We start from the raw sequence: 16984 nt of genomic DNA, 5'->3' as shown, positions 1-16984 counted from the left end.
ACCCGCCGCGTTCCTTTCCCGGGCCGTCAGATCAGGCCGGCGTCGTGGGCGAGGAGGGCGATCTGCGTACGGTTGGTCAGGTCGAGCTTGGTCAGGATGTGTGAGACGTGCGCCTTGACCGTGGTGAGACTCATCGCCAGTTCGGTGGCGATGTCGGCGTTGGAGCGGCCCTGGGCGATGGCGACGACGACGTCGCGTTCACGTGGGGTGAGGACGGCGAGCGTGGCTCGTGCCCGCTCGTAGGCGGTGGTACCGGAGACGACGTGCTGCATGAGTCGGCGGGTCACGGCCGGGGACAGGATCGGCTCACCGACCGACGCGGTCCGGACCGCCTGGGCGATCCGGGCCGGCGGGGTGTCCTTCAGGAGGAACCCGCTGGCACCTGCGCGCAGAGCCCGGATGATGTGATCGTCGGTGTCGAACGTGGTCAACACGATGACCTCGGGTGGGCGTGCGCGACGGCGGATCCGTTCGGTCGCCGCTATGCCGCTCATGCCGGGCATCCGGATGTCCATGAGCACCACGTCCGGCGAGTGCCGGTCGACCGCGGCCAGCGCCTGCGTGCCGTCGGCCGCCTCGCCGACGACCACGATCCCGTCCGCGCCGTCGAGCATCATGGTGAGCGCGCCCCGGACGAGCGGGTCGTCATCGACGATCAGCACGCGGATCGGTGTCATGCCGGCCACGGTAGCCAGGCGGACAACCGGAACTCGCCGGAGGCGTCGATCTCGTGCGTCACTTCACCACCGGCGAGTTCCACCCGTTCGGCCAGGCCAATCAGCCCGGTTCCGGCTCCGGGTGCAATCGGGCCGTCGGCCACGGTCCGATTGCGTACGAGGATGGTCAGGCGCGAGCCGGGGGCACCGGCAAGCGTGAGATCCACCACCTGTCCCGGGGCATGCTTGCGCGCGTTGGTGAGCGACTCCTGCACGATCCGGTACGCGGTGCCGCCGACCTGGGGCGGTGCGTCGGTCGTGGGAAGGTCGTCGTCGACCTGGACGGGCTGACCGGCCGCTCGCGCCTCCTCGATCAGCCGGGCCACGTCAGCGAGCGTCTGCATCGCCGGGGCGTCGACGTCGGCATCGTCATTGTCGTCGCGGCGCAGGAGCGTGATCACCTCACGGAGTTCTTCGAGCGCCTGGTGTGCGCTGTCGCGGATGACGGCAGCGGCTGCGGTGAGCCGTTGCGGTGGGGAGTCGGGGCGGTACTCGATCGCCCCGGCGTACGCGGCCAGCAGGGACAGCCGGTGGGCAAGTACGTCGTGCATCTCGCGGGCGATCCGGTTGCGTTCGGCCTGCCGGGCTTCGGCCACCCGGCGCTGCTGTTCCTGCTCGGCCCGACGCGCGCGTTCGCGTAGGGCCTCCAGCAGGTTGCGCCGGGCCTGCGCCCAGGTGCCCCAGCCCAGCAGCGCCGCGTACGCCAACGACGTCAACAGCAGCCACCACCCGTAGGACAGGCCGGACGGCGGACGCCAGAGCCCCTGCACCGCCTGCCCCGCCACGCTGGCCACGGCGACCAACGCCGCCAGCCGGAACGGCCGTACCCGTGCAGTTTGCAGGGTCGCGAAGCTCGCAACCGGCGTGGCCACCGGGGACACCGCCGCCAGAAGGCCCGCCACGACACCGCCCGTCGCCGGCTGCCGCACGATCCACGCGGTCGTCGCCAGGGACGAGACGGCGGCCACCAGGTCGAGCCCGACGAGCGCGGACGACTCCGAGCGGGTCGTCACCCACACCATCAGTCCCACGAGGACGCCGATCACTGCCACCGATATGGCCGTCGCGGCGGCCCTCGACCGGACATCCATCCAGGTCACGGCGTTCACGGTCAGCAGGCTACCGGTCCGCCGGGCGGACCCACCACCTACCAAAGAAGGTGTTGCCGGCCCGCCCGGGAGGAGACCGCGACGTACGCCGGCCGATGCGGGTGGACCGGCTCGGACGCCACGCTGCAACCATGACGAGAACGATGGTTCGCCTCACCGCCTCGGCTGCCGCGATGGTGGTAGCCGCCGCCGGTTTCACGGTCCTGCACTCGATGGCCGGCATCGACCTGGCTGCCCGTACCGGCACCGCCGTCCAACACATCACGCTGCCGGCGGTACTGATCGCCACGGCCGTCTCCGCTGCTGCCGGATGGGTGTCGCTGGCGCTGCTCGAACGGCTCACCGCCCGGGCCCGCACCGTCTGGACGGTGGTCGCCGTCGCGGTGGCGCTGCTGTCGATGCTGGCCGGGCCGGCCGCCGGGGTCACCGTCGGTGCCAAGGTGGGACTGGCGCTGCTGCACCTGGTCGTCGGTGCCACGGTCATCGGCGGGATGCGCTGGAGCAGCCGATGAGCACGCTCTTCGTACAGCGCCGATCGGGTTCGTACACCTTCGGTGCAGCAACGTTGCAGACAGGGTGGCTGTGGCGGCGCGGCGAGATCCGTATCGGCGACCGGGTCTGGACCGTGGCGCCGACCGACCGTCACCGTATCGGTGTCACCACGTACGCGGGCAGCAGCGCGGCCGTACGGCTGCATCCACAGCAGTCGCATGTGCCCGGTCCCGGTGGGCCGGTCCGCTGGTGTCCCGGACACCGGGGCGGCGAACTGACGCGCGACGGCCGACGCATCCGACTGCAGATCCCGGCCGTCGCCAGGCGTCCGGTCCGCGTCGACGTCACCGGCGACTGGCCCGACCTCGACCTCGTCGTGATCACCGCAGTCTTCGCCCTGATGACCCGCAACCGACAGCGATCCCTGATCATCGCGGCGATCGTCACGGGCGCCGGCCACGGCCCGGTCGGGTGACGCGTGATGCCCTGGGGATACCTGGTTTCGACCGTCTTCATGGGAGTGTGGGTCCTGGCGGTGATGGCGGTACGTCGCCCACCACGGCCACTCACGACTGCCTTCTTCTACCTCGGGTTCGTCAACGAGCTTCCGTTCCTCGCCGCCTACTGGCTGATCGGCTCCACCGCACTGGCGGGTGCGCAAGGCGACCTGAACACCACGATCGGCTGGCTTGCGTTCGCGATCAGCCTCGTGACACTCGGCGGGCTCACCGTCCTCGCTGTCCGGGCCCTGCCGACCGGCCGCGTCATCCGGCAGGCGTTGGCCGAGCAGTCGGGGCCGCTACCCGCCCACCCCCGGATACGTGTCTCGGTGCTGCCCACGCTGCTGTGGCCGTTCCTGCGCCGCCGCTTCGACGTACGGCGAACTCCGAACCTCCGCTACGGCGACGCCGAGCTCAACACCCTCGACCTCTACCGCCACCGCGCCCGGGGCAGCAGCCGGCCGGTCTTCGTCCACCTGCACGGTGGCGGGTTTGTCGGCGGTCGCAAGAACCAGGAGTCCCTGCCGCTGATCTACCACCTCGCCCGGTCCGGTTGGCTGTGCATCAGTGCCAACTACCGGCTCAGCCCGGCCGCCAGCCGCCTCGACCAACTGGACGACGTCAGAAAGATCATCAACTGGGTGCACGGGGAGGCACACCGTTACGGTGGCGATCCGGAAACGATCGTCCTCGCTGGTGGTTCGGCCGGCGCCTACCTCGCAGCGCGGGCCACCCTCACCAGCCCGGAGCCCGCCATCAAGGCCGTCGTCATGCTCTACGCCGGCTACGGCGATCTCGCCACGACGACCGTTCCGCCCGACACGCCACCGTTTCTGATCATCCACGGCACACACGACGTGCTCATCCCGGTCGAGCAGGCCCGCCGGTTCGCCGCACACCTGCGCACACGTTCGCCCAACCCCGTCGTCTACGCCGAACTACCCGACGCCGGACACACCTTCGACATCTACCATTCCCTGCGCTCCCGGGCCGTCACCGAAGGCACCCGGGCATTCCTCGGCAAGGTCCTCACCACGAGATAGCCGGTCCGTGCTCCGGTGACGGTACGACCCCTGTCGCAGCGCCGGTGGACACGTCAGGCGGCAGCGGCAAGCAGGATCCGGGCCAGCTCCTGCGGCTGGGAGAACATCGGCCAGTGGCCGGTGTCCATCTTCACCAACTGCCAGCGCTCGCTGGTCAGCAGCCCGGCCACGGTCGGATTCGGCTCGGGTCCGTCCAGCAGGCACTTGACGTACGTCGCGGGCAGCTCACCGAGCGGACGGGTCAGCACGGCCGGCTCGGTCAGCGTCGCTCCCGGATGTGGGGTCGAGCTGCCCACGAGCCGCGCGATCTGCTGGCCGGTGAGCCCCTGACCGTCGCAGTCGGCGGCGGTCAGCGGCATCCAGAATCCGCCGTGCTCGGCGATCGAGGCTGCCAGCGCCGCCGGGCCCTGCCAGAAACCGGAGGCGAACGACTCCCCGCCGGTCGGGACCTCGGAGTCGACGAAGACCACCCGGGCCAGGCGGTCACCGATCCGTTCGGCGGCCTGCCCCACCGGAATGCCGGAGTAACTGTGGCCGACCAGGACGACGTCCCGAAGGTCGTTGTGCTCGACCTCGTCGACGATGTCCTGGACGTGGGTCTGCTGACCGGCCGGTACGCCCTGCCTGTCGGCAAGACCGGACAGCGTCACCGGGTGTGCGCCGTGACCGGCCGCCCGTAACTGGGCGGCCACCTCGTCCCAGGCCCACGATCCGAGCCACGCGCCGGCGACCAGTACGAATTCCGCCATTGCAGCAACCTAGCCCACCGGTCCGACAAGAAGGTCGGGGCTCGACTCCGTTCTACCTCGTACCGCTTCCCTGGAATCGCCGAGTGGCCTGTCGACTGTTCCCGGCTCCATTCGCTGCTCCTCGGCGCAACCGCCGGCCCACCATGGTCCAGCACACCCCCCAGAGCAGAAAGAACGGTGACCACAGCAGCAGATCCCACTGCGCCAGGTCGCGGGCCAGTGCGGCGTGCTCGACCGGGGGTGGACGGACCCCGGTCAGCAGTAACACGTCACCGACGAAACCGAACCCGAGCACACCGGCCGACCGGGCGATCATGAAGACCCCGAGCGTCCAGGCGATCGCCAGCAACAGCCGGCGCGGCACCGGTGCCAACCTGCGGCGGAGACTGACCAAGGCAACGACGACAGCGACCAGGGCGGCACCCGCCAGCACCCAGTGGCTGGCCACGAACAACGGATCGCGCGCCAGCAGCCGTTCGCGTAGCCCCGGGGGCAGCGGGTCCTTGTCGGCCAGCGCACCGGCCCCCAGCGCCTGCGCGAGCTTCATCGAGCCGTACGCGGCGGCGCACACTGCCGCCCCGTACGCCGCCGCGTACGACCGGTCAACCCTTGGCATGTCTCGTCGCCATCACGTATGACCGGATCACTGCCACGAGCAGACCAATGACGACGCAGCCAAGGACGCCGTGGTACCACTGCCAACCCACGCCGATGCCGACGAACCCGTCCACGATCATGACCACCGCACCGGCCCCGGCGGCCAGCGCCATCCCGGTCAGCATCAGCAGCATGAGTGGCCTCGGCACCCTGCGCGCCAGCGCCGTGACCGTGGCGAGGGCGAGGCCGGCACCCAACACCCCTGAGGCGCTCGCGCTCCACTGTGCGGTGGCGACGTCCATGACTTCCCGGGCATAGCGTTCGTGCTCGGCAGCCGGCACGACCGGCCCGCTCGGCAACCCGAGCCTCGCCTGTAGTGCGAAGACGGCCTTACCGGCGGCGTAACTGAGGAACAGCACTGCCAGCGCGTACGCCGGCCACCGCCGCTGAGAATCGGCATCACCCATGGCTTGAACGTAGTCACGGTAATCCGCAGAACACTCCCGAGCGCGGGGGAACCAGCTCCCCCGTGGGAGGGACTCGCCGAAGGGCCGAAGCCGCCAACGCCTCGGCCCTGGCGGGCTACCGTCGCCCGTCTGCGGGGCGCTCGAAGATGATCTCCAGGCCGTCCTCCTCGTCCCACTGCTCCCCGACCTTGACGAAGCCGAACCCGGCGATGGTGGCGAGGGAGGCGACGTTGTCGGGGCTGATCGACGCCCGTACGGTTCGTACCTCGGGTTCGGTCGCAGCCCGGCGGAGCAGCGCGGCGAGCATGGCCCGGGCGTAGCCCTGACGCCGATGGACCGGGTCCACCGAGTAGGCGACCTCCACCATGCCCGCCCCGTCCGGTGGCCCATGGAACCCGGCATGTCCGACGACCACCCCCTCCGGTTCGGTGACCACCGCCCGGACGATCCAGCGGGCGCTGTCGGGATCGGTGGCCAACTGGTCGACCCGGATCCGCCACAGCCACCGGGCGTCGTCGGTCACGAAGTAGTCGGTGAGCGCGACGGCGGCTTCGGCGCTGGCGGCGGCGAGGTCACCGGCCAGCAGGGCGGTCATCGTCACGCTGGACAGTTCGACGAACCGGAGCGTCCTCGGCTCGGTCTGGGCATCCGACTCAGGGGTGTAATGCGTCACGCACGCATGATCTGCCGACACCCCCGACATCACCACCGGTTTTCCGGAGTGCGTCAGGCACCTGGGCGAACGGTGTCACCCAGTCCCAGCCGATGCCGTATATCCCGGGCTCCGGATCGAGGACCACGAGGTCGTTGCGCTGGATACGCGAGCTGCGCACGTAGGTGGGCACGCCTCCGCAGCCCGCGCATCCTGGATGATCCGCAGGGTACGGCCAGCGAATAAGCGGATGTCGCCGTCTCCGGGCGCCTACCGCGGTACGGCAACATGATCGTCATGCAGACAGTTGTCGCGCTCCGGCGTTACCCACTCAAGAGCGCCCGACTTTCCCAGGCCGAGCTGCCGGCCGACCTCTCGGTGCTGAGCGACCTGGCCCGGCACTACCGCATCCCTGCGGCCGGGCTAGGTCGTGCAGCCTGCTTCGGGCCCTACGCCGGTGTTGTCCAGCCAGGCCGGCTCCGATTGGGGCCGCTCGTTCGCTGAGCCCCGTACCCGGTCGCCGGCGTCCTCGATTACGCAGAAAGGGTCGCCGTAGCGACCGCTCGGTGGCAACTTGAATGCGCGACGCTGATCGCCTGCCTCCGCAAAGCCGCTTGGTCCCTATTGCGCTGACATGCGACGATCCGCCGATGTCCCACAACACAAGGCAGCGTCGGCTTGCCGCGCTGCGCGCCTGCGACCGAATCCTTTCCGGTATCCGGCCCACGACCATGAGGGACCGGCTCGCGGACATGAACGCAGGTGGTGATCTGGATGGTCAGCCCGACTTCTACGGCGACGGCCCGGTGACCACGCTCGAAGAACGCGTGGCAGACCTACTGGGAACCGAGGCCGCAGTCTTCTTCCCCACCGGAACGATGGCCCAGCAGGTCGCGCTGCGCTATGGCGCTGACCGCACCGGCCACCCGACGGTCGCTCTACACCCGCTCGGCCACTTGGAGGTGGACGAACGGCATGCCTACGCCCACCTGAGCGGCCTGCGTAGTACCTGGCCGACCACCGCGCCCCGCAACCCCACCGCCGAAGAGATCACCGCGCTCGCCGAACCCGTGAGCACCGTCGTCATGGAACTTCCGCTGCGCGACGCCGGCTTCGTCCTCCCCTGCTGGGACGAGCTCGCCGCCGCGTCCGCCGCAGCGCGCGCCATCGGCGCACGCGTACATTTCGACGGTGCCCGGATTTGGGAATCCACCCCACACCTGGCGCACACCCTCAGCGAGATCGCCGACCTCGCCGACAGCACCTACGTATCGTTCTACAAGACGATCGGCGGTATCAGCGGTGCGGCGCTCGCGGGCACCACAGAGCTCGCCTCCTACGCCCGCATCTGGCGGCACCGCTACGGCGGCGAGGTGTTCCAGCAGTGGCCAGCCGCTCTGACCGCACTCGCCGGCCTCGACACGGAGCTGCCACGCATCCCCGACTACGTGCGGCACGCGCGGACAGTCGCTGCGGCACTCACCGCGCTACCCGGCGCGCGGGTGTATCCAGAACCTCCGCACACCCATCGATTCCGTCTCTGGCTGCCTCACCCGGCGCAGGCGCTCAACGACGCTGCGCTGGCACTCGCCGAGGAGGAGAAGGTGTGGTTTGTCGCCGGCTGGCAGGAAACAGCGGTACCGGGTATGGCGATGACCGAGATCACCGTCGCCACACACGCTCTCGAGTGGACCACCGAGGACATCACCGAGATCGGTGAACGCTTCCTCAGCCGCGCCCTCGACTGCTGACATCCAGTGCATGCGACAGTGATAGTCGACGAACCCGCGCATAGTCCTCGGTCTACAGCAGACCGGGGACAACTGACGACTCGAATGAGCGCAGCGCAGCCGCCTCGCGTTCAATCTCCACCCAGGGTCGCGACGAGCGTTCGGCCCGCTGGTCAACCACATCGTGAGCACCCGAACGCCAAAGGCTGGTGATGTTCTCCGCGTCACCCGCACGGCAAACGCCCGACCGGCCGACCCTGGCGCGCCCCGGCTCGTCACCGGGCGCGCTCTGATCCGAATGGCCACTTCGGAGCGGCTGAAGAGGCACTACCGCCGGCCCTCGTCGGGGTCGCCGACGGCCGGACGGCTGCGTAAGCTGACCGGCGGCGGGACCTCGGATGCCCGATACCGGCTAACCCTTCGCTGTGAAATGCTTACCAGGTGACCAAGCATTCGATTGACGTCGATGCCTGCCCCTGCTGTGGCTACCGAACCGGCTGCGAAACCTGTCCCGTCTGTTTCTGGACGGACGACGGCCGGCGCGACGCCGAGGCCGACATCGTGCAAGACGGCCCCAACGGCGACCTGACCCTTTCCCACGCCCGACTCAACTTCGCCATCTACGGGGCCAGCCACCCCCGCTACCAGGACATGGTCCGCCCGCCGCGGCCCGACGAAGCGCCCTGACGGACCAACTGTCCCGACCAGTTCCCGCCCTTCCCCCAGGTGCGGGCGACACACCCGGATACCGCCGACCCGTCGGTTGCGCCACGCAACCGACGGTGTGCCGGGGAGGATGGGCCGGTGCCCGAAGGTGACACCGTCTGGAACACCGCCCAGGTGCTCCACCGCGCGCTGGCCGGCGCCCTGCTGACCGGATCGGACTTCCGGATACCCCGACTGGCCACCGTCGACCTGTCGGGATGGACCGTGCTGGAGTCGGCCAGCCGGGGCAAGCATCTACTGTTGCGCCTGGCCGCCCCCGACGACCAGCGCCGGTTGACCCTGCACTCGCATCTGCGCATGGACGGCGCCTGGCGGACGTACGCTCCCGGGCAGCGGTGGACCGGCGGTCCCGCGCACCTGATCCGGGTGGTACTGCGGACCTCCGGCACGGTGGCCGTCGGCTACCACCTGCACGAGGTCGCCCTCGTACCGACCGCCGAGGAACGGACGCTGCTCGGGCACCTCGGCCCCGACCTGCTCGGCGCGGACTGGGACCCGGACGAGGCGGTACGCCGACTCGCGGCCCATCCGACGACCGACATCGCCGATGCCCTGCTCGACCAGGCCAACCTGGCCGGCATCGGCAACCTGTACAAGAGCGAGGTCCTGTTCCTGCGTCGGGTCCCACCCTGGACCCCGGTCCGCGACGTGCCGGACCTACCCGGCCTGGTCACCCTCGCCCAGCGACTGCTGTCGGCCAATCGTGGCCGATGGAGTCAGAGCACCACCGGTTCGACCCGGCCCGGCGAGACCAGCTATGTGTACGGCCGCCAGGGTCGCCCCTGCCGTCGCTGCGGTACGCCGATCCGTGCCGCCCGACAGGGCGACCGTCTCACCTACTGGTGCCCCACCTGTCAACTTGCCCCGGAGGCATAAGCTGCCCGCCGTGGCGAGTCTTTTCCGTGGTATGGCAGCAAGGATCGTCCGGGTGGCCAGGGGTGGCACCTCGGTAGCACAGGGTCCGGGTCCCATCCCGGCCCAGGTTGCCCGGCGACGTCAGGTCGGGGCACTGCGACGCCGACAGTTGACCTACGCCCCGGAACTGGACGGGCAGGCCGATCCGGGCGAGATCGTGTGGACCTGGGTGTCGTACGAGGACGATCCCCGCCAGGGCAAGGACCGACCCGTGCTGGTCGTCGGCCGGGAGAGCCGGACCCTGTTCGGGCTCATGCTGTCCAGTCAGAGCGATCGGGACGGTCAACGGCACTGGCTGGCGCTCGGCCCCGGCGACTGGGACCGCGACAAGCGGCCGAGCTGGGTACGACTCGACCGGGTCCTCACCATGCGGGAGGACAGCATCCGACGCGAGGGGGCGGTGCTGGACCGGGCCCGCTTCGACCGGGTCGGCCAGGCGTTGCGGGCCGGCTACGGCTGGTCCTGACCCCGCATCCGCTCAGCCCTTCCCCGTATCCATCGGTCGCTTCCAGCAGTTAACCACTTACGGATCGTCAGCATGGTTATCTGATGGATTCGACCGCTCCGGCCGAGGTTCGTGAGCCGTCGAGCCGTCGTCCGGGGAGGAGCACGGCGATGTTCAAGAAGCTCGCGGCCATCCGGTTTTCCCGCTCACCCCAGAGCACGACCGCCCCGAACCTGCCGGTGGTGCCGTCGGCCCGCACCGCGACGGAACGGACGACGACCCCGCTGGCGGCCCTGGACCCCTCCGCCCCGCCGGACTACTTCGGGTTCGTGCCGAACTATGCGAACAGCCCGTTGCCGGACCTGGACCCGGCCGGCAAGGTGCTTCCCGGCACCGGCATCCGGAAGTTCGTCGATTCACTGCCCGGCCTCGGACCCGTCCACCAGAACGAACTGGGCAACTACCTGCCGGTCGCGGTGCCGGACACCATCACCTACCCCGGATGTGACTACTACGAGATCGGGGTGCAGCAGTACACCCAGCAGCTGCACCGGGATCTCCAGATGACCCGGCTACGCGGGTACCGCCAGCTCAACAACGGGACCGACGGCAACGGACACAACACGATCGCACCGCCGGGGCGGGTCCACCACCTCGGCCCGGTGATCATGGCGCACCGGAACCGGCCGGTACGGATCAAGTTCATCAACCAGTTGCCGACCGGGGTGGCCGGTCAACTGTTCCTGCCGGTCGACTCCACCGTCGCCGGGGCGGGAGCCGGGCCACTGGGCGGGTCGGAGACGTACCCGCAGAATCGGGCGGTGCTGCACCTGCACGGCGGCGCGAACCCGTGGATCAGCGACGGGACACCGGACCAGTGGGTCACCCCGGCCGGGCAGCTGACCTCGTACCCCACCGGGGCGGGCCTGGCCAACGTGCCGGACATGCCGAACCCGAACGCCGGAGCGGTCACGCTGTTCTATCCGAACCAGCAGAGCGGCCGGTTGCTGTGGCTGCGGGACAACACCTCGGGACTCAGCCGGCTGACCGTCTACTCCGGCCAGCACAGCCTCTACCTGCTCGACGATCCGGTGGAGGAGGAACTGGTGGCCGACGGGGTGCTGCCGGTCGAACAGATTCCGCTGGTCATCGAGGACAAGACCTTCGTACCGGACGACGACCAGTTGGCCGCGCAGGACCCGACCTGGGACCGGACCCACTGGGGAGCCCGCAGCAGCCTGTGGTTCCCGCACGTCTACATGCCCAACCAGAACCCCTACAACGAGTCCGGGTCGAACCGGATGGGCCGCTGGGACTATGCGCCATGGTTCTGGCCGCCGTCCACCGGCACCCTGCACGGTCCGGTGCCCAACCCGCACCACGATCCGGTCGCCGCACCCTGGCAACCGCCGGTCGCGCCGGGCACCCCGAATCCGTCCATCGTGCCCGAGGCGTACCTGGACACCCCGCTGGTGAACGGCTGCGCCTATCCGTACCTGCGGATCCGACCGAAGGCGTACCGGTTCCGGATCCTGAATGCCTGCACCGACCGTGCCCTCAACCTCCAGCTCTACTACGCGGCCTCCAACGCGTCGATGTGGAACCCGGACGGCTCGCTGCACGACGGCGACGCCGGTGAGGTGCCGATGGTCGAGGCCGCGCCGACGCCGGGATTCCCGGACAGCTGGCCCACCGACGGCCGTACCGGTGGGGTCCCCGACCCGAACGCCTCGGGACCGGAGATGATCCAGATCGGCAACGACGGGGGCCTGCTCCCCGCCCCGGTGGTACTGCCCAACCAACCGGTCAGCTACGCCCACAACCGCCGCGCCACCACCCTGAACGCGTCCGCGTACACGCTGCTGCTCGGGCCCGGCGAACGCGCCGATGTGATCGTCGACTTCTCGTCCGCACCGCCCGGCTCGAAGATCATCCTCTACAACGACTGCCCGGCACCGATTCCCGCGTTCGACGCTCGCTACGACTACCACACCGCCGCACCGGACCAGACCCCGTTCGGCGGCGCACCGACCAGCCAGCGCGGTTACGGGCCGAACACCCGGACGCTGCTCCAGTTCCAGGTGGTCGGCACCCCGGCCGCCCCGTTCGACCTGGCCACGCTTCAGGACCGGCTGCCCCGGGCGTACGCCGCCAGTCAGCCGGCACCTATCGTGCCGCAGCAGGCGTACGACCCCGCCCTGCGGACCACCACCGCCCGCAACACCTATGTGCCGGTCCAGGACACCACGATCACCTTCTCCCCGACCGGCGGCGGTGAACCGGTGACCCTGCCGTTGGCCCCGAAGGCGATCACCGAGGAGTTCGAACCCGCGTACGGCCGGATGGCCGCCCGGCTCGGTGTCGAGCTACCCAACGCCGGTGCACTGGTCCAGACGACCATCCCACTGACCTACGCCGACCCGCCGAGCGAGACCCTGTTCGCCTCCGATCCGAGCACACCGGTCGGGTCGGCCAACGACGGCACCCAACTCTGGAAGGTCACCCATCACGGGGTGGCGACCGAGTTCGTCCACTTCCACTACGTCAACGTCCAGCTCGTCAACCGGGTCGGCCGGGACGGGGTGATCCGACCGCCGGACCCCAACGAACTGGGCTGGAAGGACACCGTACGGATGAACCCACAGGAGGACACGATCGTGGCGATGCGTCCGACGCTGCCCGATCCGCTGCCCTTCAAGCTGCCCGACAGTGTCCGGCTGCCCGACCCCAGCCGGGGCATCGGCACCACCCACGGGTTCGTCCAGGCCAACCCGCTCACCGGTGAGCCGGCGCTGGTCACGAACCGGGAGACCAACTTCGGCTGGGCGTACGCCTGGAACGGCCAACAGCTCGGTCACGCGGACGCGGACATGGCACGGCCCATGGTGCTGCGGGTGTCACCGGCCGCACCCACCGGCCTGACCGCCACCGCCACTCCCGGATCAGCTACCGCGCTGCCCGCCATCGGCCTGGTCTGGACCAACAACTTCACCCGGCCGGCCGCGACCATCAACCTGATCCAACGCGCCACCGACGCCGGCTTCACCACCGACGTGGTCGACCTCAACGTGCCCGCCGGGGCCAGTTCGCACACCGACTGCACCGTGACCCCGGGGACGACGTACTACTACCGCATCCGGGCGGAGAACGCGGTCAGCTACTCCGCCTGGTCCAGCGTCACCTCGACGGTGATCCGGCTGTTGGCACCCACCGGTCTGACCGCGACGGTTCCACCGGCCGCGCCGCTGCGGACCACTCTCACCTGGACCAACCGGTCCTTCGCCACCAGCATCGACGTGCAGCGGGCCACCAACCCGACGTTCAGCGCGGGCCTGGTCACCAGGTCCATCCCGGTGACCGGCAGCTACCTGGACAACACGGTGGCCACGAACACGACCTACTACCACCGGGTGCGTACCAGCTACCTGGGTGCGGTCTCCCCGTGGTCCAACGTGTCCACCAGCACGACGCCCGGCCCGCCGGCGGTGCCGGTGCAACTGACCGCGACCGCCGTTACGGCCGGCCTGGACACCGCCCGGGTCGACCTGCACTGGTCCGAGGGGGGATCCGCCCCGCTCACCGGCTGCACCGTCCAACGGGCCGCCGATCCGGCGTTCAGTACGGCGTTGGCCACCTTCACCGTCGCCGGATCGGGCCGCTGTTTCAGCAACACCGGTCTGACCCGGAACACGACCTACTACTACCGGGTACGGGCCTTCAACGCGGCCGGCCTGTCCGCGTTCACCGAACCGGTGTCGGTGACCACTCCGCACTGACCCGCCGATCGTGGCAGCGCGACCGAACCCGGGTACGGTCGGGCCGCGAACCGTTGATCGCGGACGGTGTGCTGTGACGTCCCGGTCAGTGGGTTCCGGCCCGGCCGTAGGTGGGCGTCACCCGGTACGTAGTCGCAGCGGGACGTACACCTTCAGGTATCGCCGCCCGTGGCCGCCCGGACGGGGCGCCAGCTCAGTCGAACCCACCCGATCCGCCGGGCACATCGGGGTTGCTGGTCAGGCGCAGGTGGCTCCAGAGGGTGTGGTCGAGGGTGAGTTGGATGAGTTGCTGTTCGAGTCGTCGCAGCTTCGCGGCTACGGTGGCACCGCCCCAGAGCGACGCGTTGCTGGCACCGTCGGCGGCGGAGACGACGAGCGCGAGGACATCCTCGGGGAGGCCGTCGGCCTGTAGTTCCCGGTCCCAGCGCTCGGCGTCCGCGCGCGCCAGCTCGGCGACGGCCGGAATCGTGATCAGTTGGGCGAGCAGGGCGATGCTCTCCCGAAGCACGCGCTCATCCTGGCCGGTGTCGAGGCAGGCGCGCACATAGGCGCGGGCGAGTCGGCCCGGAGCCGTGTCGGCCGGGTCGCAGGCGGCCTCGACCGCGTCCCGGAATGTCTGCAGCAGATCGTCGGCCAGCGCCCGGATCAGGTCGTCCTTGCTGGCGAAGTGATAGATGAGCCCGCCCTTGGACACGCCGGCCCGCTGGGCGATGTCGTCCAGCGTCGCCGAGACACCACGGGTTCGGATCATCGTCCCGGCCGCGTCGAGCAGGAGCCGACGGGTCTCGCTGGGTGATCGTCCGGCCTTGCGGCTCACCGCTGTTCCTCCGTTCTCCCCCCGCCACCGTGGCTCTCCTGGCAGGTGTGTGGTCAGTCCCGTGTCGGCGGGATGGTACGCCATGCGACGAGTGCGCCGATGCCGGTGATGATCGCAGCGGCAACGGAGGCGATCTGCATCGCGCTGATGAACGCCTCCTGCGCGGCGTGTGCGAGATCCGAGCCGGGCTCGAGCACGCTCAACGCAGAGGCGAAGGAGTCCTCGACGTTGGTCCGCACGTTCTCCGGCAGACCCTCGGGTACGGCGATGAAGGACCGGTAGGCGAACGTCACAACCGATCCGAGGACGGCGATTCCGAGCGCGACGCCAAGTTCGTACGCGGTCTCGGAGATCGCCGAGGCGGAGCCGGCCTTGCGCGGGGGCACGGCGGAGACCACCGCGTCGGTGGTGAGCGTCATCGCCAGGCCGACACCGAGCCCGACCGGCACCAACGCGAGCCCCAGCCAGAGATAGCCTTCAGCGCCCTCGGCGACCGTGACCAGAAGCAGTCCGACGGCGGTGGTACCCAGCCCGACGGCGATCGCCGGACCACGGCCGAGCCGGGCGAGTGCGACTCCGACGAGACCGACGACGACGATGGAGGCAAGCGTCGCGGGCATCTCGGCCAGGCCCGCCGCCAGCGGGCTGAACCCGCGGGCAAGCTGGAGGTACTGGGAGAAGAAGAACAGCAGACCGGTCAGCGCGAAGATCGCAAAAAAGTTCGCCAGCACGGCACCGCTGAACGCGGGGTTACGGAACAGGTCCACATCGATCAGCGGCGAGGTCAACCGTCGTTGCCGGCGCACGAAGAGCAGCCCCATGGCCAGCCCGACGGCGAGGCAGGCGAGGGTCACGGCGTCGATTCCACTGCCGACCGTGTGTTTGACCATGTACACGAGCGGCACGATCGCGGCCATCGACAGGGCGGCCGAGAGCACGTCGAACCGGCCTGGGTTGGGGTCCCGGGACTCGGGAAGCAGAATGATGCCCGCAACCAGGAGTACGACCATGATCGGCACGTTGATCAGGAACACCGATCCCCACCAGAACGTCTCCAGCAACGCACCGCCCACCAACGGACCGAGCGCGATTCCCCCGCCCGAGGCCGCCGACCAGACTGCGATCGCCCGAGTGCGCTGGCGCGCATCGGTGAACATGTTCCGGATGATCGAGAGCGTCGACGGCATGATCGTCGCCCCCGCCACCCCCAGCAACAGCCGAGCAGCGATCAACATCCCTGGGCTGACCGAGAACGCCGCCGCCAGCGACGCCAGCCCGAACGCCGTGGTCCCGATCAGGAGAAGCCGCTTCCGGCCGATCCGGTCGGCCAGCGTGCCCATGGTGACCAGCAAGCCCGCCAACGCCAACGAGTAGACGTCACCGATCCACAGAATCTGCGTCGCAGTGGGTGACAGATCACGTATCAGCGACGGCACCGCCAGGTACAGCACGGTGCCATCGATTGCCAGCAGTAGCACCGCCCCCACCAGCACAGCCAATGCCGACCACCGACGCCCCGCCGACAAGACCCGGGCATCCTCGGTTGCGCGCTTCCCCATGCTCAAAAACTATACCGACCAGTCCGTACAGTTTCCAACGAGTAGCGATCCTCGTCTTCGGTTGTCGATCGGCAGTGCCACGGTGAGTGGCGACCGACGGCACCCGAACCGACTCCCGGGTGAGCCGGATCAGGGCATCGTCGACCGGGACGTCATGACGGACACCCGGCTACGGTCGCTGCTCCCCACCGGCGGGGGCCGCACCCACACGGCGGCACCGGTCGGGTCGGCGACGGGAGTCAGTGCTGAAGTCGCTTCGGATCACCCAGCGAACGCAGGTCGGCCAGACTGGCGGCCACCCCGTGCAGCAACTCGGTCGCCTCGTTGAGCTGCGACACCGTGGAATGCTCGCCGCCGCCGATCCGGCCGTCGTCGGCCAGATAGCTGGCCGCCACCGCGACCAGCTGCTCGTACGCCGCGACTCCCCCGGTCAGGTGCTCGGTCAGCGAGCGATGTGCCGTCTCCAGCGCCGGACGGGAGTCGTCCGGGGCGAACCGTAACGCCTTCTCCACGCTCGCCACCCGGGCCGCCAGGTCACGCAGCGAGCGCTCGGCCACGGCGGCTTCCAGCACGGCCGGGTCGGCCGGACCGGTGAGCTGGTCGGCGAACCCGGCCAGGGTCAGCGAGGCCCGATCGAGCCGGGCCCAGGGAGCGGCTGCCGCCGAGCCGCGTACCGCCATCCGGGCCCGTC

17 protein-coding genes and 1 pseudogene are annotated in these 16984 nt (G+C 69.7%); 8 read left to right on the top strand and 10 right to left on the bottom strand.

The genetic code is table 11. The features are described 5' to 3' along the window. Positions 1–26 precede the first annotated feature (26 nt). Together ACFQ4H_RS27485 and ACFQ4H_RS27480 are read right to left on the bottom strand one after the other, a co-directional pair. Entirely contained in the window at positions 27–677 is a 651-nt protein-coding gene (locus ACFQ4H_RS27485) for a response regulator (RefSeq protein ID WP_377576108.1), read from the bottom strand. Next, positions 674–1825 (bottom strand): sensor histidine kinase, encoded by a 1152-nt coding sequence (locus tag ACFQ4H_RS27480; RefSeq protein ID WP_377576105.1) that lies wholly within the window; start codon positions 1823–1825, stop codon positions 674–676. Before ACFQ4H_RS27480 ends, ACFQ4H_RS27485 begins: the two co-directional genes overlap by 4 nt. 131 nt (positions 1826–1956) lie before the next feature. Between ACFQ4H_RS27480 and ACFQ4H_RS27475 the strand changes: the two genes are divergently transcribed. Genes ACFQ4H_RS27475 through ACFQ4H_RS27465 form a run of 3 tightly spaced genes read left to right on the top strand, consistent with a single transcriptional unit; the run spans position 1957 to position 3860 of the window. Further along, entirely contained in the window at positions 1957–2337 is a 381-nt protein-coding gene (locus ACFQ4H_RS27475; RefSeq protein WP_377576102.1) for a DUF6069 family protein, read from the top strand. Then, on the top strand, positions 2334–2792 hold the full coding sequence (locus ACFQ4H_RS27470) for a hypothetical protein (RefSeq protein ID WP_377576099.1): 459 nt from the start codon (positions 2334–2336) through the stop codon (positions 2790–2792). The genes ACFQ4H_RS27475 and ACFQ4H_RS27470 overlap by 4 nt, the downstream gene beginning before the upstream one ends. Positions 2793–2798: 6 nt before the next feature. After that, positions 2799–3860: an alpha/beta hydrolase gene (locus ACFQ4H_RS27465; RefSeq protein WP_377576097.1), complete on the top strand. Its 1062-nt coding sequence runs from the start codon at positions 2799–2801 to the stop codon at positions 3858–3860. Between the two features lie 53 nt (positions 3861–3913). Here ACFQ4H_RS27465 and ACFQ4H_RS27460 read toward each other — a convergent pair whose 3' ends face one another. From ACFQ4H_RS27460 to ACFQ4H_RS27445, 4 genes are all read right to left on the bottom strand, one after another. Next, positions 3914–4609 (bottom strand): alpha/beta fold hydrolase, encoded by a 696-nt coding sequence (locus ACFQ4H_RS27460; protein ID WP_377576094.1) that lies wholly within the window; start codon positions 4607–4609, stop codon positions 3914–3916. A 52-nt stretch (positions 4610–4661) separates the two neighbouring features. Then, entirely contained in the window at positions 4662–5225 is a 564-nt protein-coding gene (locus ACFQ4H_RS27455; protein WP_377576092.1) for a DUF3995 domain-containing protein, read from the bottom strand. Beyond that, positions 5212–5673 (bottom strand): hypothetical protein, encoded by a 462-nt coding sequence (locus tag ACFQ4H_RS27450; protein WP_377576089.1) that lies wholly within the window; start codon positions 5671–5673, stop codon positions 5212–5214. Before ACFQ4H_RS27450 ends, ACFQ4H_RS27455 begins: the two co-directional genes overlap by 14 nt. A gap of 115 nt (positions 5674–5788) precedes the next feature. Next, on the bottom strand, positions 5789–6268 hold the full coding sequence (locus ACFQ4H_RS27445) for a GNAT family N-acetyltransferase (protein ID WP_377576163.1): 480 nt from the start codon (positions 6266–6268) through the stop codon (positions 5789–5791). A gap of 635 nt (positions 6269–6903) precedes the next feature. On the opposite strand from ACFQ4H_RS27445, the gene ACFQ4H_RS27440 reads away from it, so the two are divergent. Continuing rightward, positions 6904–8076, top strand: coding sequence for a threonine aldolase family protein (locus ACFQ4H_RS27440; protein WP_377576087.1), 1173 nt, complete (start codon positions 6904–6906; stop codon positions 8074–8076). A 55-nt stretch (positions 8077–8131) separates the two neighbouring features. On the opposite strand, the pseudogene ACFQ4H_RS27435 reads toward ACFQ4H_RS27440, so the two are convergent. Then, positions 8132–8209: pseudogene (locus ACFQ4H_RS27435) on the bottom strand (XRE family transcriptional regulator); the annotation flags it as partial. A gap of 287 nt (positions 8210–8496) precedes the next feature. Here ACFQ4H_RS27435 and ACFQ4H_RS27430 point away from each other — a divergent pair. The 4 genes from ACFQ4H_RS27430 to ACFQ4H_RS27415 all read left to right on the top strand — a co-directional run bounded on the left by ACFQ4H_RS27430 (position 8497) and on the right by ACFQ4H_RS27415 (position 13917). Next, positions 8497–8742, top strand: a complete 246-nt coding sequence (locus tag ACFQ4H_RS27430; protein WP_377576084.1) for a CPCC family cysteine-rich protein — start codon at positions 8497–8499, stop codon at positions 8740–8742. 117 nt (positions 8743–8859) lie between these two features. Beyond that, positions 8860–9657, top strand: a complete 798-nt coding sequence (locus ACFQ4H_RS27425; RefSeq protein WP_377576082.1) for a zinc finger domain-containing protein — start codon at positions 8860–8862, stop codon at positions 9655–9657. Positions 9658–9688: 31 nt separating this feature from the next. Next, a complete protein-coding gene (locus ACFQ4H_RS27420) occupies positions 9689–10162 on the top strand; it encodes a type II toxin-antitoxin system PemK/MazF family toxin (RefSeq protein ID WP_377576160.1) in 474 nt (157 codons plus the stop codon). A gap of 149 nt (positions 10163–10311) precedes the next feature. Beyond that, positions 10312–13917, top strand: a complete 3606-nt coding sequence (locus ACFQ4H_RS27415) for a hypothetical protein (protein WP_377576079.1) — start codon at positions 10312–10314, stop codon at positions 13915–13917. 193 nt (positions 13918–14110) lie between these two features. On the opposite strand, the gene ACFQ4H_RS27410 is transcribed toward ACFQ4H_RS27415, so the two are convergent. The 3 genes from ACFQ4H_RS27410 to pspM all read right to left on the bottom strand — a co-directional run. After that, positions 14111–14734: a TetR/AcrR family transcriptional regulator gene (locus ACFQ4H_RS27410; protein WP_377576076.1), complete on the bottom strand. Its 624-nt coding sequence runs from the start codon at positions 14732–14734 to the stop codon at positions 14111–14113. A 53-nt stretch (positions 14735–14787) separates the two neighbouring features. Then, positions 14788–16293, bottom strand: coding sequence for an MFS transporter (locus ACFQ4H_RS27405; protein ID WP_377576073.1), 1506 nt, complete (start codon positions 16291–16293; stop codon positions 14788–14790). A 239-nt stretch (positions 16294–16532) separates the two neighbouring features. Then, positions 16533–16984, bottom strand: a 452-nt coding sequence (gene pspM, locus ACFQ4H_RS27400; protein ID WP_449289032.1) for a phage shock envelope stress response protein PspM, incomplete at its 5' end; no start/stop codon positions are given.

It is taken from the genome of Micromonospora sonneratiae, assembly GCF_042679305.1.
GTDB classification, from domain to species: Bacteria; Actinomycetota; Actinomycetes; order Mycobacteriales; family Micromonosporaceae; genus Micromonospora_H; species Micromonospora_H sonneratiae.
This window is presented reverse-complemented; position numbering and strand designations above follow the sequence as displayed.